Source organism: Sporosarcina contaminans, from assembly GCF_042679045.1.
Taxonomy (GTDB): domain Bacteria; phylum Bacillota; class Bacilli; order Bacillales_A; family Planococcaceae; genus Sporosarcina; species Sporosarcina contaminans.
Window position 1 is genome coordinate 1 of the sequence record NZ_JBHTLT010000132.1, and the last position, 25154, is coordinate 25154.

24 protein-coding genes and 1 other annotated feature are annotated in these 25154 nt (G+C 40.6%); of the genes, 2 read left to right on the plus strand and 22 right to left on the minus strand.

The annotated features are described in order from the left end of the window. Window positions 1-86: 86 nt before the first annotated feature. From ACFQ38_RS17595 to ACFQ38_RS17620, 6 genes are all read right to left on the minus strand, one after another. Entirely contained in the window at window positions 87-1439 is a 1353-nt protein-coding gene (locus ACFQ38_RS17595) for a GGDEF domain-containing protein (protein WP_381482582.1), read from the minus strand. A gap of 234 nt (window positions 1440-1673) precedes the next feature. Continuing rightward, window positions 1674-3353: a formate--tetrahydrofolate ligase gene (locus ACFQ38_RS17600; RefSeq protein ID WP_336823444.1), complete on the minus strand. Its 1680-nt coding sequence runs from the start codon at window positions 3351-3353 to the stop codon at window positions 1674-1676. Window positions 3354-3395: 42 nt separating this feature from the next. Next, on the minus strand, window positions 3396-4376 hold the full coding sequence (locus ACFQ38_RS17605; protein ID WP_381482584.1) for a zinc-binding dehydrogenase: 981 nt from the start codon (window positions 4374-4376) through the stop codon (window positions 3396-3398). A gap of 180 nt (window positions 4377-4556) precedes the next feature. Next, on the minus strand, window positions 4557-5405 hold the full coding sequence (locus tag ACFQ38_RS17610) for a metallophosphoesterase (protein ID WP_381482586.1): 849 nt from the start codon (window positions 5403-5405) through the stop codon (window positions 4557-4559). A 4-nt stretch (window positions 5406-5409) separates the two neighbouring features. Then, entirely contained in the window at window positions 5410-5904 is a 495-nt protein-coding gene (locus tag ACFQ38_RS17615; RefSeq protein ID WP_336823447.1) for a helix-turn-helix domain-containing protein, read from the minus strand. A gap of 87 nt (window positions 5905-5991) precedes the next feature. Next, window positions 5992-6480, minus strand: coding sequence for a dUTP diphosphatase (locus ACFQ38_RS17620; RefSeq protein WP_336823448.1), 489 nt, complete (start codon window positions 6478-6480; stop codon window positions 5992-5994). A 184-nt stretch (window positions 6481-6664) separates the two neighbouring features. On the opposite strand from ACFQ38_RS17620, the gene ACFQ38_RS17625 reads away from it, so the two are divergent. Next, entirely contained in the window at window positions 6665-7051 is a 387-nt protein-coding gene (locus ACFQ38_RS17625) for a sigma-w pathway protein ysdB (RefSeq protein ID WP_336823449.1), read from the plus strand. 113 nt (window positions 7052-7164) lie between these two features. On the opposite strand, the gene ACFQ38_RS17630 is transcribed toward ACFQ38_RS17625, so the two are convergent. From ACFQ38_RS17630 to polA, 12 genes are all read right to left on the minus strand, one after another. Beyond that, entirely contained in the window at window positions 7165-7455 is a 291-nt protein-coding gene (locus tag ACFQ38_RS17630) for a DUF1294 domain-containing protein (RefSeq protein WP_336823450.1), read from the minus strand. Between the two features lie 176 nt (window positions 7456-7631). Beyond that, on the minus strand, window positions 7632-7991 hold the full coding sequence (rplT, locus tag ACFQ38_RS17635; protein WP_336823451.1) for a 50S ribosomal protein L20: 360 nt from the start codon (window positions 7989-7991) through the stop codon (window positions 7632-7634). Between the two features lie 114 nt (window positions 7992-8105). Continuing rightward, window positions 8106-8306, minus strand: a complete 201-nt coding sequence (gene rpmI / locus ACFQ38_RS17640; RefSeq protein WP_041075504.1) for a 50S ribosomal protein L35 — start codon at window positions 8304-8306, stop codon at window positions 8106-8108. Window positions 8307-8332: 26 nt separating this feature from the next. Further along, window positions 8333-8839, minus strand: coding sequence for a translation initiation factor IF-3 (infC, locus tag ACFQ38_RS17645; protein ID WP_336823452.1), 507 nt, complete (start codon window positions 8837-8839; stop codon window positions 8333-8335). A gap of 804 nt (window positions 8840-9643) precedes the next feature. Next, a complete protein-coding gene (thrS, locus tag ACFQ38_RS17650; RefSeq protein ID WP_381482590.1) occupies window positions 9644-11590 on the minus strand; it encodes a threonine--tRNA ligase in 1947 nt (648 codons plus the stop codon). Between the two features lie 49 nt (window positions 11591-11639). Continuing rightward, window positions 11640-11871: a binding site (T-box leader), on the minus strand. Window positions 11872-11941: 70 nt separating this feature from the next. Beyond that, window positions 11942-12886 (minus strand): primosomal protein DnaI, encoded by a 945-nt coding sequence (dnaI, locus tag ACFQ38_RS17655; protein WP_336823454.1) that lies wholly within the window; start codon window positions 12884-12886, stop codon window positions 11942-11944. Further along, on the minus strand, window positions 12886-14238 hold the full coding sequence (locus ACFQ38_RS17660) for a replication initiation and membrane attachment family protein (RefSeq protein ID WP_381482592.1): 1353 nt from the start codon (window positions 14236-14238) through the stop codon (window positions 12886-12888). The genes dnaI and ACFQ38_RS17660 overlap by 1 nt, the downstream gene beginning before the upstream one ends. Window positions 14239-14268: 30 nt before the next feature. Then, window positions 14269-14727, minus strand: a complete 459-nt coding sequence (gene nrdR / locus ACFQ38_RS17665) for a transcriptional regulator NrdR (RefSeq protein WP_336823456.1) — start codon at window positions 14725-14727, stop codon at window positions 14269-14271. A gap of 203 nt (window positions 14728-14930) precedes the next feature. After that, window positions 14931-15953 (minus strand): glyceraldehyde-3-phosphate dehydrogenase, encoded by a 1023-nt coding sequence (locus tag ACFQ38_RS17670; protein ID WP_336823457.1) that lies wholly within the window; start codon window positions 15951-15953, stop codon window positions 14931-14933. A gap of 111 nt (window positions 15954-16064) precedes the next feature. Continuing rightward, window positions 16065-16661: a dephospho-CoA kinase gene (gene coaE, locus ACFQ38_RS17675; protein ID WP_336823493.1), complete on the minus strand. Its 597-nt coding sequence runs from the start codon at window positions 16659-16661 to the stop codon at window positions 16065-16067. A 13-nt stretch (window positions 16662-16674) separates the two neighbouring features. Next, complete coding sequence (gene mutM, locus ACFQ38_RS17680; RefSeq protein ID WP_336823458.1) at window positions 16675-17547, minus strand: bifunctional DNA-formamidopyrimidine glycosylase/DNA-(apurinic or apyrimidinic site) lyase; 873 nt, start codon at window positions 17545-17547, stop codon at window positions 16675-16677. A gap of 9 nt (window positions 17548-17556) precedes the next feature. Continuing rightward, the gene (gene polA, locus ACFQ38_RS17685) at window positions 17557-20181 is read right to left on the minus strand and encodes a DNA polymerase I (protein WP_381482595.1); all 2625 of its coding nucleotides are present in this window, start codon (window positions 20179-20181) and stop codon (window positions 17557-17559) included. Between the two features lie 204 nt (window positions 20182-20385). Between polA and ACFQ38_RS17690 the strand changes: the two genes are divergently transcribed. Then, window positions 20386-20622, plus strand: a complete 237-nt coding sequence (locus ACFQ38_RS17690) for a YkuS family protein (protein WP_336823494.1) — start codon at window positions 20386-20388, stop codon at window positions 20620-20622. 53 nt (window positions 20623-20675) lie between these two features. Here the strand turns inward: ACFQ38_RS17690 and hflC are convergent, their stop codons facing one another. The 4 genes from hflC to ACFQ38_RS17710 form a co-directional block, all read right to left on the minus strand. Next, entirely contained in the window at window positions 20676-21677 is a 1002-nt protein-coding gene (gene hflC / locus ACFQ38_RS17695; RefSeq protein ID WP_336823460.1) for a protease modulator HflC, read from the minus strand. Then, window positions 21677-22645, minus strand: coding sequence for an FtsH protease activity modulator HflK (hflK, locus tag ACFQ38_RS17700; protein ID WP_336823461.1), 969 nt, complete (start codon window positions 22643-22645; stop codon window positions 21677-21679). Before hflK ends, hflC begins: the two co-directional genes overlap by 1 nt. Window positions 22646-23024: 379 nt before the next feature. Continuing rightward, the gene (gene pnpS / locus ACFQ38_RS17705) at window positions 23025-24428 is read right to left on the minus strand and encodes a two-component system histidine kinase PnpS (protein WP_381482637.1); all 1404 of its coding nucleotides are present in this window, start codon (window positions 24426-24428) and stop codon (window positions 23025-23027) included. After that, window positions 24428-25132 (minus strand): response regulator transcription factor, encoded by a 705-nt coding sequence (locus ACFQ38_RS17710; protein WP_336823496.1) that lies wholly within the window; start codon window positions 25130-25132, stop codon window positions 24428-24430. Before ACFQ38_RS17710 ends, pnpS begins: the two co-directional genes overlap by 1 nt. Between the last annotated feature and the right edge of the window lie 22 nt (window positions 25133-25154).

The window sequence follows — 25154 nt, forward strand, 5'->3', positions numbered from 1 at the left end:
CGTCATTCCCACACTTCCAATCTATCTCTCTCAAAATAGATTATCCGTAAAAACTGGGGAATTTTAAACCGTTATTATTGAGGATTTTAACACCGATATTCACATATAGTATTGTAGAAGGATATTTCTTCATTAATTCGTTTTAGTAATTCCTCTGAAATCTCTCCAATTTTTTTGGAGTGGATACTGTCCAATATGACTAAGAATTCGTCCCCGCCGACTCTCGCAGCGAAATTTGAAGATCCGATGACTTCCTCAATTGTCTTTGCTACTACTTGCAATAGACGGTCTCCTTCACCATGTCCCAATTGGTCATTTACAGCTTTAAAGTTATCAAGATCAATCATCATAAGGGCGACTTTGCTCTTTTCTCGCTCTAATCTTTTCTGGAGTTCATCTTCAAACGCTGCACGATTTTTCAATCCGGTTAAACTATCATGGAAAGCTAAATGAATTGGTTTTGCAACAAGTCTTGCGATAATAAAAGATAAAGCAACTGCAGCAGCTAAAATGACGAGCAATTGAGTAATGAACTGGTTTTTATATGAAGATAATACTCCTCTCAATTCATGGTCGTTGTAAACAATTGCAACGACCCGCTCTGTCGAAAATCCTCTTTTTTCATCCGCCTGATAAGGTATAAAGCGATACGTCAATTGCCCGTCTGGTTGATTGACAATCATTTCCCTATATTGACCGCTTTCTTTCACTTCTTTGAAAATCGCATAGAATTGGCCGTCAATCCTAAGTTTATCCCCATCATCGCTTTTAACGCCCACTACATATCCATCCGAGTTATACACTTGAATTTGATCGATCACTTCTATTTCATTCGTTAGTTCATTTATTGTATCTAAAAAGTTAAACTGCTTAAAAATTTCTTCATTTTCAAGATTCATTCCTAATTCAATCAAATACATATGATCCGGTGTAGGCATATAACTAAATTTTTTTATTTCTCCGGTAACCGCTTGTAAATCCATGCCGTCATGAGTAAATGAAGATCCTTCTCTACGTGTGTCTAATAGCTTTGAAAACGATTCGCAGCATAATTTGAAATCACGTCCAATATCCGGTTGAAAGCTGCTATATGTAACTTTATTTTCGGCATTCAATATATAAATATCCATTCCATACGCTGTTTTTAAGTGCTCAAAATCCCATGAAGCAAAATTTGGATTTTCCTCGTATTTCGCAAGTAATTCTCTAGAATACTGTTCCATCTTTTCTGCGATTTGATAATCAAAAATCTCATATACTTTGTCGATTGTCTTCAAGTTTCCAATTATTTTTTCTTCAGCCATCAATAGTTTATTTTCTTGGCCAATCCATATTTGTTTTTGCATTTTTTTATAATCAAGTACAGCAATGAGTAACGACAATAGAAGCGAGAAGATGATCAAGATGACGGTTAGCTTGAATCTGAAGTTCTTAGACACAACGACATACCCCTTCGGACCTATTGGTGCTGTTTCATACAATTATACATGAAGAAGAGATAGAAATACATTAGCCGCAGTAATTCCTTTGGCCTATTTGAAAAATTGTCATAATTTTGCCCTAATAGGAAGTTATTCATCTGTTAACGTTTCCATTCAACATGTAGACAAAAAGGCGAAGAAATGTGTTTCATTTTCTTCGCCAATCGCATTGATCGTATAGCACAATTGAATTTACATTAAGCCAATTGCATTTCCTTTGTCATCAACATCCATCGATAATGCAGCTGGCTTTTTTGGAAGCCCCGGCATCGTCATGATATCTCCCGTTAAACAAACGAGGAATCCGGCACCTAACTTCGGAATGATTTCACGAATTGTAATGGTAAAATCTTCAGGTCTTCCTAACTTCTTAGGGTCATCAGAAAATGAATATTGGGTTTTCGCCATGCAAATTGGAAGTATGTCCCACCCATTCGATTCAATCGCTAACAAGTCTTTTCTTGCCTTATCCGTTAATATTACACCTTTTCCACCATACACCTTTTGAACAATCGTTGTTATTTTTTCTAATACTGGCTGTTCTACATCATATAATGGGGCAAATTGGTTCGGTTCTTCCAATAGAGATAAGACGTGCTTCGCTAACTCGATGCCGCCTTCTCCGCCTTGACCCCACACATCTGTCAAAGCTGCACGCACTCCCTTTTCCTTGCAATGACTTAATACAAATTGCAGTTCGTCGTGCGAATCTGTAATAAAGCGATTTAAAGCGATGACAGGTTCAACACCGAAGGCACGCACTGTTTCAATATGCTTATCCAAGTTGGCGATTCCGTCTTTTACAGCTTGAACGTTTTCAGCGTTTAAATCGGTTTTCGCAACGCCCCCATGCATTTTTAGCGCACGGATTGTCGTAACAAGGACGATTGCGTCAGGTGAAAATCCGCCTATTCTTGCCTTTATGTCCATAAATTTTTCAGCGCCTAAGTCTGAACCGAATCCTGCTTCTGTTACGACAATATCAGCTAGTTGCCGAGCGGTATTTGTTGCAATCAAAGAATTGCATCCATGTGCGATGTTAGCAAAAGGACCACCGTGTATTAACGCAGGAGTGCCTTCAATTGTTTGCACTAAGTTCGGCTTGAACGCTTCCTTCAACAGCAAAGTCAAAGCCCCTTCAACCCCTAAATCGCGAACCGTGACCGCTTCCTTATCATATGTGTAACCGATGACGATTTGGGAAATACGCTCCTTCAAATCCGTCAAACTTGTCGATAGACAGAAGACTGCCATAATTTCCGAAGCAACAGTAATATCGAAACCGTCTTCTCTCGGAACGCCTTGTGCTGGCCCTCCAAGTCCGACTGTCACATGTCGCAACGCACGGTCATTCATATCCAATACACGTTTCCAAGTGATTCTCCTCGGATCAATGTTTAATGCGTTGCCTTGGTGCAAATGGTTATCGATCATTGCACTTAAAGCATTATTCGCAGTTGTAATTGCATGGATATCTCCATTGAAATGCAGATTGATTTCTTCCATTGGAAGCACTTGAGCATATCCTCCGCCTGCGGCTCCCCCTTTAATGCCCATTACGGGTCCTAAAGAAGGTTCTCTCAATGCAATCATCGATTTTTCGCCTAACTTTGAAAGGGCATCCGCTAATCCGACAGTAACCGTTGACTTTCCTTCTCCAGCAGGCGTCGGGCTTGTTGCCGACACTAATACAACCTTGCCATTCTTTTTTGAAACAGGTAACTTATCAATGTCAATCTTCGCCTTGTAACGTCCATAAGGTTCAACTGCCTCTTCGGGGATGCCTGCTTTCTTTGCAATTTCCCCGATTGGCTGCATGACCGCTTCTGTTGCTATTTGTAAATCTGTTAATGGTTTCGCTTTTTCCGTCATTCTTTCCCCCGCCTCTCTCTTCTTTTGAACTAAATAGGCCTATCAATTGAACGTTAAGACAATTTTCCCGAACTGATCATTCTTTTCAAGGTATTCAAAAGCTTGCGCTGCTTCCTCCAACGGATACTGCTTATCGATGATTGGTTTCACTTCGTATTTCTCCAAATGCTGTAACATTTCTCGCAGTTCTTCACGACTGCCCATCGTGGAACCATATAATTGATATTGCCCATAAAAGAATTTACGCAAATCCAACTCGACTTCATCTTCGGTCGTCGCGCCGAAAACAACGATTCGACCGCCCAACTTAAGTATCGATAATGATCGGTTAAACGTAGCTCTGCCGATGCTTTCGATTACAAGATCAATCGTTTCATTTTGCAATAAAGATGGCCAATCTCCGTTCGTATCGATTGCACGGTCTGCCCCCAGTTGTAGCGCTCGTTGCCGTTTAGCTTCAGATCGTGAACTCGTAATTACCCGTGCTCCAGCATTTTTTGCAAATTGGATCATGAACGTAGATACGCCGCTTCCAGCTCCAGGTATGAATACTGTATCTCCTGCTTTTAAGTTCCCTTGCGTGAATAATGCACGAAAACCCGTTAAACCAGACAATGCGATGACAGCCGCTTCTAACATAGATAGGTTTGACGGCTTTTTCTCGATTTGCTCCGCTGAAATGGCGATCTTTTCAGCAAATGTCCCATTGTCAGGCATTCCTAAAATTTCAAAATCACCCGGCGGGGCATCACTTTTGTCGTACCATCGCAAGGATGGATTAATAATCACTTCATCCCCAATTTGCCAGCCCGTAACACCGTCTCCTATCGATTCAATGATCCCTGCTCCGTCAGACCCTAACACCAATGCTTCCTGTGCATCACCGCGTCTTTTGGGGATGTTGATATCTCTGCGATTCAATCCTGCAACTTTCAATGAAACAACAACTTCTCCTTTATTAGCAATTGGATCTGCAATTTCAATAACTTTTAAAAGACCGTTTTCATGAACGAATGCCTTCAACCATCCCACCTCACTTTAAAATATGGTAGCGTTTCTATTATTCAATTCATAACTATCATACAACAATCCAATCGAATAATCATAATAAATCGGAAACTCTTACTATAAAAGATCGATACAAATCTGATAAAGAACGAATGCAAAAAAGCGCATATAAGCAAATGGATGCTTTCTGCGCTTTTATTCTTTATTCACTTGTAGTGTTACGACGATTATTTCTGGTTGATTGAAAAGCCGAATGGGAATAACACTGTTTCCTAATCCTCTGCTGACAATCATTTGTGTTTCCTGTTTTTCATAATGTCCAGACAAGTAAGTTGGAAACCATCCTTGCCCAGGAGCAAAAACTCCTCCGATAAAAGGCAATCGAATTTGTCCGCCATGCGTATGACCGCTAAATATTAAGTCGATATCATAGTCAACGTACACTTCAAACTGTTCGGGCCGATGAGCCAATAAAATCTTGAAAACACGATCTGAAGCATCGTTAAAAGTTTTATTAAGCGAAATACGAGTAGCTTCTTCATCCTCTAACACACTATTGAGAGGGTCCTCAATCCCTCCTATCAACATTCGTTCGCCATAAGCATTTTCGATGAGCATAAATTCATCTGATAGTACATGGACCCCTAAGCGAGTAAGCTCCTCTTGGATATGTAGCTGATCATTTGTAGAAATCTCATGATTCCCGGTAACATAATAGATCGGAGCAATATCTTTTAAACCATTTACAAGATCCAAACTTTGCTCTAAATCATAACGATTCCGATCGATCAGGTCACCGGTAATTAAAATAGCATCCGGCACGACATTAACAACTTTTTCTATTACATCCGAATGATGCTCTCCGAACTTCGAGTCATGTACATCAGATAGTTGCACAATTTTATAACCATTGAATGAAGGTGGGATTTTAGATGAATGAATATCCATCGAAGTTACTTCAATTGTCCTATTTCCATAATACATATACATGCCGACAATGATGATTAAAAATGTGAAAAGCCATTTCCTACCGAACCTTGGCATTATGTTATTGCCAACGTTTCTTTATCTTTGCTAACTCCAATAATTCTAAGACATCTTTCTTAGGCAAGTCAGTCAATATACTAAGCAGTTCACGCTCAGCAAGCCTTCTTCCTTTTCCGCTTCTATACTGTTCTTTGTTTGCAGCATCAACCGCAGCATACAACTCATCCAAGTTTTCAAAGGTTTCTTCACTGTTTTTTTCCATTAATATGTTTTCCCGCAGCCGCTCGAATAGCATTTCAATATTAGTCGAGCTATTCGGTGTAAAGGCGCGTGAAGTTTTTGGATCTCCTAAAATTAATTCATCCGTTGAAACATTGAATCGATCAGAAATTTTTGCGATCCATGCTGCAGAAGGGGCATTTTTACCCTTTTCCCAATCTTTAATTCGACTTGCAGAAGTGCCGATAGCAGCGCCAAATGCCATCATCGATAAACCTCTTTGCTCTCTCAAGGACTTTAGTCTTAGTCCAAAATCTTCTTTATTCCAATCATTCACAGTAAAAGCCTCCTCCTTTATACTTATCTCCATCTTATTTTTAATTGGATGCACTTGTCAATGATAATATATATTTTTATTATATATTTAGTAGCCTGAATGCTGTCGCTTATAATTTTCTTCATTTTTTTCAATGTATGCATTGATGATTTCATCGTAGGTAAAACATAATTTTTTTGCTATCCCACCATAATGAACCCATACCTTCTTATAGCTCACCATATCCTTTTTCAATAAAAATTGGTGTATTGCATTTGATGTTTCTATAAACAAGTGGGTCAAATCACCTATCACCTCTTCATCCTCGGGCCATTCACTGAGAGAATCCAGTCCTATTTCAATTCCAAGCGATAATAAGAAATGAATCGAATCTACATACTCCTCAAGAATCACATCTTTTTCTGACGGACCTTTCGTACTCCAAAATTTAAAGCACCTGCTTTCATTTGCCAACTCGGATAATTCGACGAGTAGCGCTAATCCTTTTTCAAAGAAGACATCCTTGTTCACTTGTTGATTTTTCTCGATGAAAGTGTCCAGTTCCCTTTGCATTGAAAATAATGTTGATAGTTGCATTTGCTCTCCTCCAAAACTGATCGTCGCTATTTTTATATCGGATTAAGATTTCATTTGTAAAACACCATTGCTACATCGTTCAATTTTTTTACCTATATTTCATTAAAATTTTATTATCTTGAAACCAAACAGATTCTCATTCGTATAAGGTAAAATATATCTACATTTGTGAGGGGATACTGTTATGGTTGGACTGCTAATCCGCGTTATTATTATTGCGTTCGTCATTTACCTTTTTTACCGCGGAATCCGTTTCTTAACTGATCCGAAACGGAAATTGGACGAAGCATATGAACAAGAAAAATATTATTTCTATGATGATGTGAAAAATGTAAGAAAGAATTTTTTCATTACGTATAAAGGCGCCTTATTCGAAGGTGAAAAATATTTAGGCACAACTGAGAGTGCTTTTGAAGTTGTCTCTATTTTCGTGTGGGTGAAGGATGAGACTAAACTTATGGGGTTAACGAAAGATGATTTTCAGTTTTTAAGCTCTGAAATTAAATCGAACTATCCAAATGCAGAAATCAACTGGAAAAACCCGATTGAAAAATTGATGAAAAACCATTGATTGCCGGCCAGACTGTAGAGAATGTTCTTTGTTCTTTTTCTACAGTCTTTTTAAAGTTTCATAATTTGTTTAAAAAGCGTAGCAACAACTATGGCTCATTACTGGAAAGGCTGTCATGCAATTTGCAGTTTGCCCATAGTAAACCCTAAACAATAAAAGATGGCCATTGTATAGATGATCGCCAATAGAAGAAACCCGATCCGAAACGCAGTATGCCTTGTTTTATGACGAAAAACAATCATGCCGATATAAGCCCCGATACCTCCCCCAAAAATCGATAGGATCCACAGCGTATTTTCAGGTACCCTTCTCTGTTTCCGTCTTGCTTGGCGTTTGTCATAGCCCATCGTGAAAAAAGTCCAAATAGATGCGAAAAGTATCCATGAAAGCACTATAAGTTTCATTCGTTTTTCATCTCCTGCCCCTATTTTATACTTTATTGATTTCATTAAGAAAGAAGAACGGATTACTATGTATCTTTTTCATAAAAAATAGATTCAGTATCTCTAAATGCATGAAAATGAACAGTAAAAAATCCCGTTTCCGGAAATGCTCCAGAAGCGGGATTTTCTTAAATCAATCATTTTGCAACTGATTTTTTTGCTGTTTCTGCAAGTTGAGCGAATGCTTGAGCATCTGTTACTGCAAGGTCAGCAAGCATTTTACGGTTCACTTCGATGCCAGCTACTTTCAAGCCGTGCATCATTGTGCTGTAAGAGATGCCATTCATGCGAGCAGCAGCGTTAATACGAGTGATCCAAAGCTTGCGGAAATCACGTTTTTTCTGGCGACGGTCACGGTATGCATAGTTGAATGATTTCATGACCTGTTGGTTTGCTACTTTATAAAGTCTATGTTTAGATCCAAAATAGCCTTTAGCTAATTTTAATACTCGGTTACGGCGCTTTCGCGTCACTGTTCCACCTTTTACGCGTGGCATAGTAATTACCTCCTGCTATTCCTATAAGAATGTTGTAATGTGAAGCTCAAAAATCACGGCACAGACGCTATCTCATGCTGGACCGCCAGATTTATTGAACGGTAATTCGATGAATTATTTCATGTAAGTGATCATTTCACGGATACGTTTGTAGTCTCCAGAAGAAACAAGTGAAGCTTTACGCAAGTGGCGTTTCGCTTTAGTGGACTTGTTTGCAAAAAGGTGACTTGTATAAGCGCGGCCGCGTTTCACTTTACCAGTTGCTGTTTTTTTGAAACGTTTTGCGGATCCGCGGTGAGTTTTCATTTTTGGCATGATCTGTTCCTCCTAAATCGTTCGTGTTACTTTTTTTCGGCAGTCGGTGCAAGTATTAGGAACATGCTCCGGCCTTCCATTTTCGGTTTCACTTCAACCGTAGATACTTCCTTGCATTCCTCGGCAAAGCGGTCTAAAACACGTTGACCGATTTCTTTATGTGTAATAGCACGTCCGCGGAAACGGATGGATGCTTTCACCTTGTCGCCGGCTTGCAAGAATTTAATAGCGTTGCGAAGTTTTGTTTGGAAGTCATGCTCGTCAATTGTTGGGCTTAACCGCACTTCTTTGACGTTGATGACCTTTTGGTTCCGTCTCACTTCACGTTCTTTCTTTTGCTGCTCAAACTTGAACTTCCCATAGTCCATGACACGAGCTACTGGGGGTTTTGCTTGCGGAGCGACAAGGACGAGGTCCAAATTCGCGCGTGCTGCAATATCAAGTGCCTCATTGCGGGATTTGATGCCGAGCTGGTCGCCGTTATGGTCGATCAGTCGAAGCTCGCGGGCACGGATGCCCTCGTTTACGTACATGTCTTTGCTAATAGTAATCCACCTCCGGATAATGTCTCGCGAATACACGGTTTGGGTATACCACCCCACCAATTGACGGGGAGGGGGGTCCCACAGTCCATTCAATTTTGATAGCATATGGCTACAGCTTTAAGGCTGTTGCCATTGATTTGGACAATAAAAAAAGTAGACAAGCAATAAGTTGTCTACCCGCGTATGTGTTACGTGCATAAATGCACGGCACGTTCACTAATGTGCTGACCTGTCAACAACTTGAAAGCGTCAATCAGGTGAGAAGCGGGTAGCTCCTTCTTATACCACAAACTGTATTCATTAACCTAAATAAGTATAGCATGTGTGTTTTGCAGAGTCAATAATAAAGATAAATTGCTTCTACATTCTATGAAAGCATTTAAATACCCTTCACATTGCATAAGACTGCAGCCATTGATGATCACTTTTAGAGCCCCTGTTTGATTAATCAACTTAGGATTCCACTTCTAAAATAGTGGCTTTCCTCTATAACGCATGATTTCCGAAGACCATGCGATCCGTCCATTGTATCATTGGACTGGACTATAATATCCCCGAGATGTCGCCAGCACTGCAAGTAACAGACAGTACATACCAAACTGTCTGAATGACGGAGCAATGGAACAAAACAATTACAAAATCATTTTTGTTTGCTTGACGATCCTTCAGTGACAATGAGTGTGAGTAATTTCTTGCAGAAAGACTACTGTATCACTTTCAATACAGCAGCCGATCTGCAAAGCAGTTGGGTCATCTTCAATGAACCATCCTGTACAAGTAAGATAAAACTATTTATATGAGATCAGTTTTATTGGCAATTGTCTCCTGCAGCTCTTTTAAAAACTCGTCGAATGGCATACTTTCGGATTTTTGTTCGCCGTATTTACGGACATTTACTTCCCCAGATTCGACTTCTTTATCGCCCAATACTAACATGTAAGGAATTTTTTGGACTTGCGCTTCACGGATTTTGTAGCCTAACTTTTCGTCTCTGCTGTCAAGATCAACGCGGATTCCTGCAGCGACAAGCTTATCTTTCAGTTCATTTGCGTAGTTTAGGTGCGCATCAGGAGATACCGGAATCATTTCGACTTGGATAGGCGCAAGCCATGTCGGGAATGCACCTTTGTATTCCTCGATTAGGAATGCGATGAAGCGTTCCATTGTTGATACGACACCACGGTGGATTACAACCGGACGATGCTGTTTTCCATCTTCTCCGATGTAAGTCAGCTCAAAACGTTCAGGTTGCAAGAAGTCAAGCTGCGCTGTCGATAATGTTTCTTCCATACCGATTGCTGTTTTCACTTGTACGTCTAATTTTGGGCCATAGAATGCCGCTTCACCGATTGCTTCCACATATTCAAGGCCCATTTCGTCCATAGTTTCTTTTAACAGACGTTGTGCGTGCTCCCACATTTCATCGTCATCGTAATATTTTTCTGTATCCTCAGGGTCACGATACGATAAGCGGAATGAATAATCCGTAATGTTAAAGTCTTTATATACTTCAATGATGAGCTCCACTACTCTACGGAACTCGTCTTTAATTTGATCGGGCCGCACGAAAATATGCGCGTCATTCAAAGTCATTCCGCGTACACGCTGCAATCCCGAAAGTGCACCGGACATTTCATAGCGGTGCATCATCCCTAACTCTGCAATACGGACCGGCAAATTACGGTATGAGTGGATGCCGTTTTTGTAAATCATCATATGGTGAGGGCAGTTCATCGGACGAAGAACCAAATCCTCGTTGTCCATGCTCATAACAGGGAACATGCCATCCTGATAATGCCCCCAGTGACCGGATGTTTCATATAATGATTTGCTGCCTAATACTGGTGTGTAAACATGCTGATAACCTAACTTTTCTTCTTTGTCGACAATATAGCGTTCAACGATGCGGCGGATAGTAGCGCCTTTTGGTAGCCATAGAGGCAAACCTTGTCCAACCTTTTGTGAGTTTGTAAACAAATTCAGCTCTTTACCGATTTTACGGTGGTCACGTTCCTTCGCCTCTTCAAGCATACGAAGATGTTCTTGAAGTTCTTCTTTTTTGAAGAAAGCTGTGCCGTAAATCCGTTGCAGCATTTTATTATCAGAATTTCCTCGCCAATAAGCTCCTGCAATGCTTAGCAGTTTAAACTCTTTCAATTTACCTGTCGATGGAACATGGATACCGCGGCATAGGTCGAAAAATTCACCTTGCTCGTAAATGGAAACTTGCTCCCCTTCAGGGATCGCTTCCAACAATTCAAGCTTATATGGATCGTCAATTTCTTTAAAACGTTTTTCTGCTTCTTCTCGAGAAACGTCATGGCGAACAATCGGCAAGTTTTCGCCGATGATCCGTTTCATTTCTTTTTCAAGCTCAGGAAGGTCTTCAGCAGTTATTGGAGTCGGTGAATCAATATCATAATAAAAACCGTTTTCAATAACTGGACCGATGCCTAATTTCGCATCCGGGAATTTACGCTTTACTGCTTGTGCAAGCAGATGAGCGGTACTATGGCGCAAAATTTCAAGCGCTTCCGGAGATTGTGGTGTTATAATCGCAATGTCTCCATTTTCTTCAATCGGCGTTTTTAAATCAATCAGCCGCTCACCAATTTTTCCGGCTAATGCACTTTTGCGCAGTCCAGGACTAATGGAACCTGCCACTTCCTCAGTTGTAGTGCCTTTCGGAAACTCTTTTACTGCCCCATCGGGAAATTTCAGTTCGATATTTTCTGACATAACAAACACTCCTTATCATTTTTTTGCAAACAAAAAAGCCCCATCCCAATAAAGGGACGAAGCTATAGCTCGCGGTTCCACCCTTCTTCCTTCTATCCGGGGCTACCGGAAAGACGAAGCTCGATACGGCTAACGGGCCGGGTCCGTCATCAGCTACTTCAATGTTCACTGATGCTGCTCCAAGGTGGTAAATCGATGATCCTTCCTGCAGGGCTTCCAGCCATTGTCCCCACTCTCTGTACGGTTGATCAACCGATTGTTGTCCTTTTCAATGCATTTTATTTTTAGATAATTAATAACCATTATTATAAATAGGAAGAAGCAAAATTGCAAGTGGTACCTTTTACAATATTATTGGGTCCGCCGGTTTTTGCCTTTCAATTGGATTGGACGGCTTATTGTCTTGATTCGCTCCATAATGCGCCCCGCTTTGACGACTTCCTTTTCTCCACGCTGCGTATAGGATAAATGGTGCTGCAATTCATCATAATTGAAGTTTGACGTGAAAAACGTCGGCAGTTTTTCAGACATGCGATATTGCAATATCGTTCCTAAAACTTCATCCCTTGCCCATGCAGACATCGTTTCCGCACCAAAATCGTCCAACATAAGCACTTTTGCTTTCTTTACAAAATCAATTTTCTCATTCAGCGTCTGGTCTTGGATCGATTGCTTCATCTCCCTTAAAAACTCAGGAATGTAAACAACTACTGTCCGTATTTGACGATGTGCCAATTCGTTAGCCAACGCACCAATAATATAAGATTTCCCTGTTCCAAAAGGACCGTGTATATATAAGCCTCGTTCAGGTAAACTGCCATCTTCGCCAATTGCGCTCAAAAACTGAGCACAAGCTTCTACAACTAATACGCGGCTCGGATCATGTTCGAGGTCAATATCATGAAGCCGCGCTTCCATTACGTCTTTCGGCATATACATGCTATCGATCATGTTTGTGACGTTACGCTTTTCTTCGTCGATCAATTTGTTCGGACATTTTACATAATCAAGATCAATATAACCGCGGGAAAGCACTAATTTCGGTTCAAAACCTTTCATGACATTGATGCACCCTTCAATATTCGGACATTGGTCGCAATGATGCGAAGCGGTTGCATATTCATATAATTTACCAAGACTTTTATCGACAACTGTTTTGTCAATCTCTTGGGAATGGTCTAAAATGAATTCCTGCACTCCCGGAGATTCCATTACTTCATTGCGAAGTTCTTCATATCTTGCGGTTAAAGAAGATGCATTTATTACACGTTTCAAAGTGTTGCCGATCGGTTCCATTATGATTTCACCCCGCTTTTCATCGCTTCTAATTTTTCAAGCAGCTGCTTGCGTTTTTCGTCAATGGACGGATCTAAATCAGAAGCAGGTTGTTGATCTTTTTCTTCATTGTAAAACCATTCCGGAACCTTTTCCTCTCTTGAAGGCTTCCGAGAAGTTGTTTTTTTGCTTCCTTCGTTTTGCCATTTTAAATATTGGTCATGCTCTTTTCTTGAAATTTCCATCGCTTGTTTTGCAGTCATAATCTTTTTGTTTTTCCAATGCGATGCAATTCTTTCCGCATAGTTTTTCGTAATTTTACCGTCATTGCGAATGATGACATAATGCAACAGCACATTTACGACTCCAACTGGAAAGCCATGGACTGTGACGAGTCGTTCCGCAAGTTCAACATCCACTGGAAGCGGTTCATTGCCCGTGTAATCCCTTAGCATTTCACGCGGTGGAGTATTTTCTAAGTAATGAATGAATTTATCCTCACGCGTTTTCGGCTCTTCTAGAGGTATCATGCGTTCTTTCGAAAACACTTTTTCAAGTTTTGGCGCTGATTTGGATATATTCATCTTATAATAATCGACTGCTGCCTTTCGAACTCTATCTTCAGGAAGCAAGTTGTTTTCATCCAAAGCCATCATAATAACCTTCTGCATATCGATTGGCGTCAATGAATAAAGAAATGCCAATTTCTCGACCAATTCTTTCGATAGCATGGCGAGCGACGCTTTAGGCACCATTTGCTCCGATAATCCCGAACACATCAGTTGATAATCAAAATCAGAATGAGCAAAAGGAATACCGTTGGATTCGATTCTTCCTTTAATCGCCCCGGTATCCTCCAAATCTTCTGAAACTCCATATCTTATCGGCTTATATACATCCAAGAAGGTTCTCGATACTTCCTCATAACCTTCATCTATTCTGTTGTCATCCAAAAAACGGGCACGTAAATTCCGGTATGCCTGCTCTCCAATTTTACTGAAAAGGAATGTGGACAATAGTGGATCATCCAAAAATGTTTTTGCATCCAAAGGCGGCAGAAGCTCGTAAAGGAAAGTTCGGTCATTCACTTCCCTTTTGCAATATGTCCGCAGTAGCCCTATTGCCTCTAAAGATATCCTAGCTTCAAAAATACGACCCAATGGCATTGTAAGCAAATTCATCAAATAATAATGATTATGCTCTGCATCTTGGTCTCCTTCTGCATCTGACCAAAGGGACATGAATAGGCTCATCGCATCTGGACCGATCAAAGGTTGATAAAATAATGTCAGGAGTTGCCGGTCATAGTCCGAAAACGGTTGTGCCAACTTGATTCTGAAGATGTCAATCGGTTGCAGCTCCTCATATAGCATGCGATCCGGCCGCCTCCTTTTTCCTACAATTTATGATTTCTTGTTTTGCAAGTTCTTCAATTCTTCGATGAAAACGTTAATATCTTTGTATTGGCGATATACCGATGCAAATCGGACGTACGCCACTTCATCTACATCTGCTAATTTTTCCATGACCATTTCACCAACATCTTCTGATTTGATCTCCACAATGCCCGCGCTTCGCAATTCTTTTTCGATCAGATAGACGATTTTATGGAGCGCCTCCAAATCGACTGGTCGTTTTTCGCACGCGCGGATGAGACCTCTTAAAAGTTTTTCACCGTTGAACTCTTCACGTGTACCGTCCTTTTTCACAACAACGAGTGGCATTTCCTCGACTTTTTCAAATGTAGTGAAACGAAAAGCACATTTTTCACATTCCCGGCGTCTTCTAATTGATCGATTTTCTTCCGCGGGCCTGGAATCGATGACCCGGGTGCCATTATAATGACAAGCTGGACATATCATTTTTTTGTTCCCCCGCATTTTCGTATAGTATATTGATTATAACAGAATTCTGTCGAAACTGGAGAGTTCCAATGGAATTTTGGCAGAGATTGCGAATAACGATTTTCTTTTCGAGCAATTACATAGACGATAAAAAAGCCATACACCTCTCAATTGTGAGAAGTATATGGCTTTTCGCCGGTTCTATTACGTTTTTTAATCACTTACGCATTGACCTTAGCAGTTAACGCTTCAGCCACTTTTTTAGTCAAGCCCACAACACGTGCGGAATAGCCCCACTCATTGTCATACCAAGCAAGCACTTTCACTTTTCGGTCGCCCATAACGATTGTTGAAAGACCATCAATCGTTGCGGATTCTGTCGTCGTGTTGAAGTCGATCGATACTAACGGCTCTGTCGTAAAGCGAAGGATGCCGGATAATTCATTTGCTGCCGCTTGTTTGAAAGCGTCGTTCACCGCTTCCACAGTTACGTCCTTTTTCAAGTCGACAACGAGATCGACTAAAGAAACGTTCGGTGTTGGAACACGAAGCGCCATGCCATGAATTTTACCTTCCAGTTCAGGCAATACGAGAGAAAGAGCTTTCGCAGCACCTGTAGATGTCGGTATGATCGATTGCGCACATGCACGAGCACGGCGAAGATCCTTATGAGGATTATCCAAGTTCTTTTGGTCATTTGTATAAGCATGCACAGTTGTCATTAAACCATTTTCGATGCCGAATGTATCATTCAATACTTTCGCAACTGGCGCAAGGCAGTTCGTCGTGCAGCTCGCATTCGAGATGACATCATGCTGATCGATGTCTAATTTATCATCATTAACGCCCAAAACGATTGTTACATCCTCGTTTTTGCCCGGAGCAGTTAAAATGACTTTTTTCGCGCCGGCATCCAAATGCAACGCTGCTTTATCGCGTGCATTGAAGACGCCTGTCGCTTCAACAACGATATCAACGCCTAATTCTTTCCAAGGAAGCTTGGATGGATCGCGTTCAGCTATCAATTTCACCCGTTTGCCATTAATGACAAGCGCATCTTCCTCCGCAACGACTTCACCGTCAAAAGCTCCATGAATTGTGTCATACTTAATCAAATGAGCAAGCGTTTCAGATGGATAAGACGCATTCACCGCTACAACATTCAAGCTGTCCTCCATAATCATTTGTCGGAAGACCATGCGTCCGATTCGGCCAAACCCGTTTATGGCAATTGAAGTTGTCATGAATAAATCCTCCTGATGATGTTATACTCTTTATCGTTAATCCGATAATTAGTATAACATATTTTAATTGGACGCATAGTGTTTGTGAACAGATTAACAATGTTCTATTTTTCAGAATTGCGCTTGCCATTCTATTAAAATTTGATCCAATTGCTTTTCCGTTTCTTTTAATGTGCCGTCATTATAAATAACCGCATCAGCCCCGCTTTCCTTTTCAGCAATAGGCAGTTGCGAATGAATGCGATCATCAGCCTCTTCTTCAGTGAGATGATTCCTCGCCATCAGCCTTTCCTTCTGCACTTTTGGACTTGCCGAGACGACAAGGATTTTGTCGACAAAATGCTGAAGCTTGCTTTCAAATAATAGCGGGATATCCATGATGACTATCTGCGCTCCCTTGCCAAGCCATTCATCCTTTTGGCGGAGCATCTCTTTTCTTACTGCAGGGTGCATAATCCGATTGAGCTTTTGACGCTCTGTTTCATCCCCAAAAATCCTTGCGCCGATCCATTCACGATTCATTGTGCCATCTTCCCGTAACGCGCCCTCTCCAAAAGCTTCCGATATTTCCTTTAACACAGGGCTACCCGGCTCTACTATTTCACGCGAAATGACATCAGCATCGACAATCGGAAAGCCTTTTGCCCTTAACATGTTCGCAACCGTGCTTTTTCCTGTTGCGATACTGCCCGTCAATCCTATAATCATTGACATACGCTCCTCATCTCTGGCAAGAAGGGCAATAGACGGATGTTCTGCCTGCGATTTTCAAGCTTTTCGTCTCTTTTCCGCAAACGGTGCACACTTTCTTACCGTACATTTTCAAACGATCTTGCATTGTGCCTGCTTGTCCATTTATATTGCGATAATCTGAAATAGAACTCCCACCGGCATGAATGCTTTCTTGTAAAATATCGACGATGACTTTGAATAATTCTCTTTTCCTCTTTTCGCTCACTCGATCGGTTGTCCGGTTAGGATGGATTTTCATTTTGAAAAGGGCTTCCGTTGCGTAAATATTGCCGCAGCCGGAGATGACATGGCCATCCATAATAACTTCTTTAATCGGTTTACGGGCAAATTTCGGAGTACTCGCCATAGCGATAAAATGCTCTATCGCGTCTTCTTCAAAAGGCTCTGGCGCCATTTTCAATAAAGGCGGGTAGTCACCTTCTTGACGCAGCAGGCGCAACTCACCGAAGCGACGTATATCGGAATACACTAAGAGGCCACCGTCAGCCATTTCAAAGATGACATGCATATGGTTCCTAAACTTCTTCTCTGTAACATCGTCTAAAGTGTCTACAACGAACCAAGCTCCCGTCATCCCTAAATGGCTAACCAACAAATGCGCCTCGCCTTCTTTTACGAGATGGAAATAAATGTACTTACTCCTTCTTGTAACGTCCATAATCGTTGCACCAGCCATTTCGGCAATAAAATCTTCCAATGTAATTCCTTTAACGATCGCTTCTTTTCCTAATTCTTTTGATGCTTTCACTACTTCAGAGACTGTCACTTTTGCAACAGTCCTCCCTGATGAAGCCGGTGACAGCTCCCGCACGACACCTTCCACTTCAGGTAATTCAGGCATATTCATTCCTCACTTCGTTTCATACCAAGATTTCCCGAAAGCCCATTCCACTTTAAGAGGAACATCTAATTTTATTGCGGATTCCATAACTTCCGGTACGATTTCTTGTAATTTCTCTATCTCATGCTCTGGCGCTTCGAAAATTAATTCATCATGCACTTGCAACAGCATGCGCGTCTCTAATTTTTCTTCCTTCAAACGTTTATCCATATCGATCATCGCTTTTTTAATAATATCAGCGGCGGTGCCTTGAATTGGCGTGTTCATCGCTGTCCTTTCGGCAAAGCTCCGTAAATTGAAATTAGAGCTCACAATATCTGGCAAATACCTTCTTCGATTCATCATCGTCGTTACATAGCCTTTCATTTTTGCATCTGCGACGATGTCTTCCATATATTGCTTAACACTTGGGAACGACGCCAAATACGTGTCGATGAATTTCCCGGCTTCTTTCCTTGTAATATTTAAGCTTTGCGACAAGCCATAGTCACTTATGCCGTAAACAATGCCAAAATTGACAGCTTTTGCTGTCCTTCTCATGTCCGAGGATACGCCATCCTTATCGACGCCAAATACATCCATCGCTGTTTTCGTATGAATATCGGCATCTTCCCGGAAGGCAGCGATCATTTTTTCATCTTGAGAAATATGTGCCAACACACGCAACTCAATTTGGGAATAATCGGCTGCGAACATGAGCCAGCCCGGTTCTGAAGGGACGAATGCCGCTCGAATTTTGCGTCCTTCCTCTAAACGGATCGGGATATTTTGCAAGTTCGGGTTAATGGAGCTTAGTCTCCCTGTTTGCGTAAGCGCTTGTTGGAACCGTGTATGGATTTTTCCATCTTCATGGATTTCTTTTGTCAGTCCTTCAATATAAGTCGAATTCAATTTACCTAATTGGCGATATGTCAAAATATAGCTAATAATTTCATGTTCACTTTCCAACTTCTCAAGCACATCGGCTGCTGTTGAATAACCTGTCTTCGTTTTCTTAATTGGTGTCAAGCCGATTTTTTCAAATAAAATCTCTCCCAATTGCTTCGGTGAATTAATATTGAAAGGCTGTCCTGCCATCTCATAAATAATGGATTCCAATTCTGACAGCCTTGCGGACAGCTCAACACCGATTTGCTGCAGCGTCTCGAGATCTGTCTTCACACCGGTAGATTCCATTTGGCCCAACACTTTCGCTAAAGGCAATTCTAATTCATAATATAAATCAAATTGTTCGTTTTCCTTTAGCTTTTTCTCAACCGCGTCCTTCAACTTCCAAACAGCTTCCGCTTTTCGACCTGCATGTTCTGCAACCGTCTGCTCATCAGGAACTGATTTTTTAGCCCCTTTGCCGTATATCACTTCATCCGATTGAACATTCGTATAGCCGAAATCTTTCACCATAGAAGCAACATCCGTATATGTTGCAGAAGGATTTCCAATATAGGCGCCAAGCAGCAGATCAAAATCGATGCCTTCCAATTTTATGCCATATCTAAATAATGAGGCATATAAAGCTTTTGAATCGGAAGCATATTTCTTTTTCTTGCCATCCTCCAAATAAGCTTTCAATTGGTCTGAATTGCGAACATGTTCAAATGGAATATAGTACGTCTTTTCACCATCAGAAAGACTTAAACCCATAAGATCTGCATCTAAATAATTCACATCTGCCATTTCGATATGAATCGCCATTTCATCTTTAAACTCGATCGTTGAAGGATCTTCGATAAGTTGTATTGTAATTTCTTCCATCAGAACTCCCGCTTCTTCTGGAGCCATCTTTTCCAATAATGTCTTGAACTTCAAATCTTGATAAATCGCCTTCACTTGCTCTTCATTTGGCCCATCATATTGCAGTTCGTCAAGGGAAATAGTGAGAGGTGCGTTTTGTTCAATTGTTGCGAGCTCTTTGCTCATGAATGCTTGTTCTTCATTTTCGGTCAAATTTTCTTTTAATTTTTTGCCCGACACTTTATCAAGTGAAGCATAAACATTTTCAACCGAACCAAATTCCTTCAACAATTTTAACGCTGTCTTCTCCCCAACTCCAGGAACACCCGGAATATTATCGGATGCATCACCCATTAAACCTTTCATATCAATGATTTGATAAGGTTCAATTCCGTATTTCTCCATAACGTGTGCAGGTGTGTACTTTTCAATATCCGTTATTCCTTTGCGTGTAATATACACAGTAGTATGATTGCTTGATAGTTGCGTTAAATCTTTATCTCCTGAAATGACAATCACTTCATCGCCTTTTTCATTACCGATTTTGCTTAACGTTCCGATAATATCATCCGCTTCATATTGATCCAATTCATACTGCGGAATTTGATACGCATCTAACAGCTTGCGCAAATAGGGAAACTGCTCTGAAAGCTCCGGTGGCGTCTTTTGACGTCCGCCTTTGTATTCTCCATACGTTTTATGGCGAAACGTCGTTTTTCCAGCATCCCATGCGACAAGCATATGTGTCGGTTTCTCTTCTGATAAAATATTTTGCAGCATCATTGTAAAACCATACACCGCATTCGTATGAATACCGCTATCATTTGTTAATAGCGGCAATGCGAAGAACGCCCGGTATGCCAAGCTATTCCCATCTAACAGCACTATTTTTTTCTTTGCCAATCTCCACCACTCCCTTATTTTACAAGGCTTTAAAAACCATTTTTCAAATGTTGATCTTAGTTTATCTTACCATGTTGGCGATCATAAATAAAAAAGTACGATACATTTGTTCGAGTATATTTTCAGGCGTTCATAATTTTTATCATAGGGGGAACTGTAAGATAGAACTTTCAATTACTTTACGAAAGGAGGAAAAGTATATTGGTGAAGATTGCTGTGGAACAGCCTTATGAAGACGTTATGGCAGCGCTAAGTGCAAAAGGTTATGAAGTAAAAATGTTTCATTCAGACGAACAGGTTTCCGGATACGACATCGGAGTCGTCCGTTCCATCAATGAGGGAAATACTCATGAGTTCGATTTCCCTGTCGTTTCTATGAAAGGCATGTCAGTTGAAGATGCCGTTGAAGCCGTTGAAAAGAAAGTAAATCTTTTGCAATAAATACAAACAGAACCTATGGCAATTCTACAGCCATAGGTTCTGCCTTGTTCTGTTTACTCAAAATAGCCCGTTAGAATTTTTGCGTATGGAGAATCTGCTGGCAAGATGATCATCGTGTCTTCCCCAATTGTTTTTGAATAGGATTGCAGCGTACGATATAAATTGTAAAACTCAGGGTCTTTCGAAAAAGCATTATTGTATATTTTCGCCGCTTCAGACTCTCCTTCTGCATGAATGAGCGCAGCTTCTTTTTTAGCAGTCGCTAGCATTTCTTGCACTTCACGGTCCGTTTCAGCTTCAATTCGCTGCTTCTCGGCATCCCCTTCCGATAAATATGCTTGTGCAGTTGATTCACGTTCTGAAATCATTCGCGTATAAATGGAATGTTCATTCTCTTCTGGAAGGTCGATGCGTTTCATACGCACGTCAATCACTTCAATACCGAAGTTTCCTTCTTGAAGGAATCCATTCACTTTTTCTGTTACAACATCGTTCAAGTTGCCGCGGGAAGAACTTTCGTCATTTACGACATCAACATAATTCAATTTCCCCATTTCATTTCGGATAACCGAGTAAATAAACTCTTCCATCCGAGCTTCGGCATTAATAATATTTTTGGCGTTTGAGATCATTTCACCAGGGTTATTAATTTTCCAAACTGCATAGTTATCGACGATGATTCGCTTTTTGTCTTTCGTCGTAATTTCCGCCTCTGATATGTTGGACGTCATTTGATTTTTCGGCAATGTGGAAACCGTTTGGATAAACGGCACTTTCATATTTAAGCCAGGTTCTTTCACGATTCGTGTAATTTCACCAAATTGCCGGACGATCCGGTATTCATCTTCTTTTACGATGAAGACATTCGCAAGCAGTACGACAGCAATTGCGAAAATCGCAGTTAATACTAACGCTGATCTTACATATTTTTTCATATTGAAAGGCTTTTTAGGAGTGATTACTTTTTCAGCATTCTTCTTTTGGTTTTGTTTCGCCCTTTGCTTTTCAAGGAATTTTTCCTCAATGCTTTTGAACGGATTATTATCATTCGCCATCAGTTTTCTCCCCCTTCCGATTTTTGCTCAGCCGGCGGCGGTGTTTGTCTTGATATTTCTTGAAGGGGCAAGTATTTCAAAGTTTCCCCATTATCGTTCATAATATAAATTTTCGCTTTAGGCAAAACTTGCTCCAACGTTTCAATGATTAAGCGTTGACGGGTAATTGATTTGTTTTTCGCATATTCAGCATGGAGATCATTGAATAGAGCAACATCCCCTTTTGCTTGCTCTATGCGGGCAGTCTTTTGACCGATTGCTCGCGACTTAATCGCATCCCGTTCACCTTTCGCTTCGTTCACGCGCTGATTTTCATATTTTTTCGCTTCATTGATTTTCGTATTCTTCGTCTCTCTTGCGTCCGTCACAGCTGTAAAGGCAGCACGAACATCTGCATTCGGCAGCTCGACATCTTGAAGTTTAACGCCTTGCACCGAGATCCCGATATCATACGAATTCATTAAAGTCGTAAGCAAATCCCGCGTTTTTCCCTCAATTTCTGCTTTTCCATCTGTCAATGCGGAGTCGATCGTGGAACTTCCGATAATGGAGCGAATTGAAGCTGAAGTCGCATCATGAAGGATTTCTTGAGGATCCTGCGCATTAAATAAATATTTTTGCGGATCTGTAATTTTCCATTGGACAATCAAATCTGCTAACACAATATATTCGTCTCCAGTAATCATTTTTGTTTCTTTATCATAAGAGACGAGCTCTCCATCAGGATTTTGTTTATAACCAAACTGAAGACTAAATGTCTCTTTAGAAAGCTTTTCAACGTTTTGAAACGGCCAAGGCAATTTGAAATGCAGACCGGACTCCGTTACAGTCGTATCGGCATTTCCGAATGTAATAATGACTGCCTGCTCAGATTCGTCAACTGTATACCAAGTCGTAAAAGCACAGACTAATAGAATAATGCCAGCAACTACCATTCCGATAGCTACAATTGCTCTTTTTGCACTCATATGTTGTTCCCCCTTCTTCTATGTATCTACCGTATTTACGGACGTATGCTCGAGAAGTTTCAAAAAAACTATCGACTAAATCTTAAAAAAACAATTTACTTATTCAAGAGGCACTGAAAAACAGTACATAACGCGAACAATTTGTTTGCAGATCGTTAATTCTTTTCTCAAAGCTCGGCTTCAAGCTCCTCGGATATGCTCCAATACTTTGATATCCTTCTATAAAATTTTGCTTCCTCGCAGTAGTCGCACCTCCTAATACTACCAATTAATGAACACGACGCCTTCTTCGTCAGTAAAAAAGAAGCATATTCTATTCAATATCGAATAGAATTCGCTCCTTTTTCAGTTTATAATGCTTCCTTTGTTTTCTGTAAAATTATTTTTCAGATCCCTTAGGCAATACTATAAAAAATGATGTGCCAACGCCAATCTCACTTTCTACAGCTACATGCCCCCCATGCGCTTCAATAAGGTGTTTCACAATTGCGAGGCCTAAACCGGTGCCGCCGGATTCCCTACTTCTCGCTCGGTCCACTCGATAAAAACGTTCAAATAGACGAGGCAATTCATCTTGTTTAATTCCAATTCCTTCATCCTTCACTTCAATGATAACTTCCCGATCGGATTCAGTTATGTTTATTCGAATCGTTGTATGTTCTTTTGAGTAGTTAATCGCATTGGACAATAAATTGACCATAACTTGAATAAGACGGTCCCGGTCGACTTCAAATGTAATTTGTGAAAAATCATTCATTTCAATCGACATATCTTTTCGAATCAACTTACCCGAAACGATATTGATGGCATCTTGAATAACCTCGGCAACTGTGACCTTTGAGATGTGCAAATCGAATCCTTCTCTTTCAATGCCAGATAACTCAAGAAGATCATCGACTAACAGCTGAAGCCTATTGCTTTCCTTTTGTATAATTTCAAGAAATTCCTTTAATACATTTTGCTCAGCCATCGCACCATCCAATAACGTTTCAGTAAACCCTTTTATCGATGTAATTGGCGTTCTCAATTCATGAGACACATTTGCGACAAAATCCTTTCTCACTTCCTCTAATCGTATGAGCTCCGTTATATCATGCAAAACGACAATAATCCCCAACCAATTTCCATGTTTTCCGATAACTGGGGCACCATAGACACTTAAAAATGTTTGACCATGTTTAACTTGCTTTTCTTGAGCTTCTTCGGTTAAAAAAACATCTTCAATTATCTTCTCAATATTAGTCGGCAGACCGATGTCTTTAAATGGCTTCCCGATCAATTCGTCTTTTGTATAGCCGAAAGTGTTTTCAAATACACCGTTCAATAAGTTGACCGAGCCTTCTCTGCCGAACATAAGCAGCCCGCTTCCCATACTTTCAATCAAAGTTTTCAAACGCTCTTTTTCCATACCACGCATGATGGACATTTCATGCAAGTTTCTCGCTATTTGATTAATGGACAGCGCTAATCTATCCTGCTGAGCATCCTGTACTAATGGTGTTCTAGCTAAATAATCACCGGATGCAATTTTTTCTGCCGTTTCTGCAACCGAGTCAATTGGCTTAGTAAAATGTTTAATGATCCGTGCTGCGAAAAATAATGAAATAATATAAGTGACAACTATAAGAACAAATAAATATAGCGAATACTTTCTCTGAACAATCGCGTCAGCTTTTATGTCTACTATATGGAAAAACTGGCCAAGGACAACGCCAAGACCAGTTAACAAAATGAATAGCAAAACAGCAAATGCAATGAATAATCGCGAGTAAAATCCTCTCATCAACTTTTCTGCTCCTCGAATTTATAGCCGATGCCTCTTACTGTCTTTATGAATACGGGTTTCTTCGTATTTTCTTCTATTTTGTCACGCAAATGGCTCACATGGACATCTACAATCCTTGTATCGCCTGCAAAGTCATAATTCCATACTGCACTTAATAATTGATCGCGCGACAATACACGATTTTTATTTTGCATAAAATACACGAGCAACTCAAACTCTTTAGGAGTAAAATCCAACGCATTTCCATTTAAATAGACCTCATATCGATCAGGATGAACTGATAACTCTCTTGAACGCAATACTTGACTCTCTTCCTCATCAATGCCTGTCCGGTCGGTCGTGCGCCGCAGAACAGCTTTTACGCGCGCTACGACTTCTCTTGGGCTGAATGGTTTCGTCATATAATCGTCAGCGCCAATCTCAAGACCCAAAATTCTATCGGGTTCTTCACCTTTAGCAGTAAGCATTATGATCGGTGTATTAATGGACCGCTGCCTTAAATATTTACATACTTCAATACCGTCCATTTTGGGCAACATCAAATCCAATAATATCAAATCCGGATTTTCATTTTCTACCATCAATATGGCCTCTTCACCATCGGACGCTTTAACTGTCTCAAAGTTGGACTGCTTCAAGTTGTATTCAAGCAACGTCAAAATAGGCTGCTCATCGTCCACAATCAAGATTTTGCTACCGATTTTCTCCATCTCCCTTGCTCTC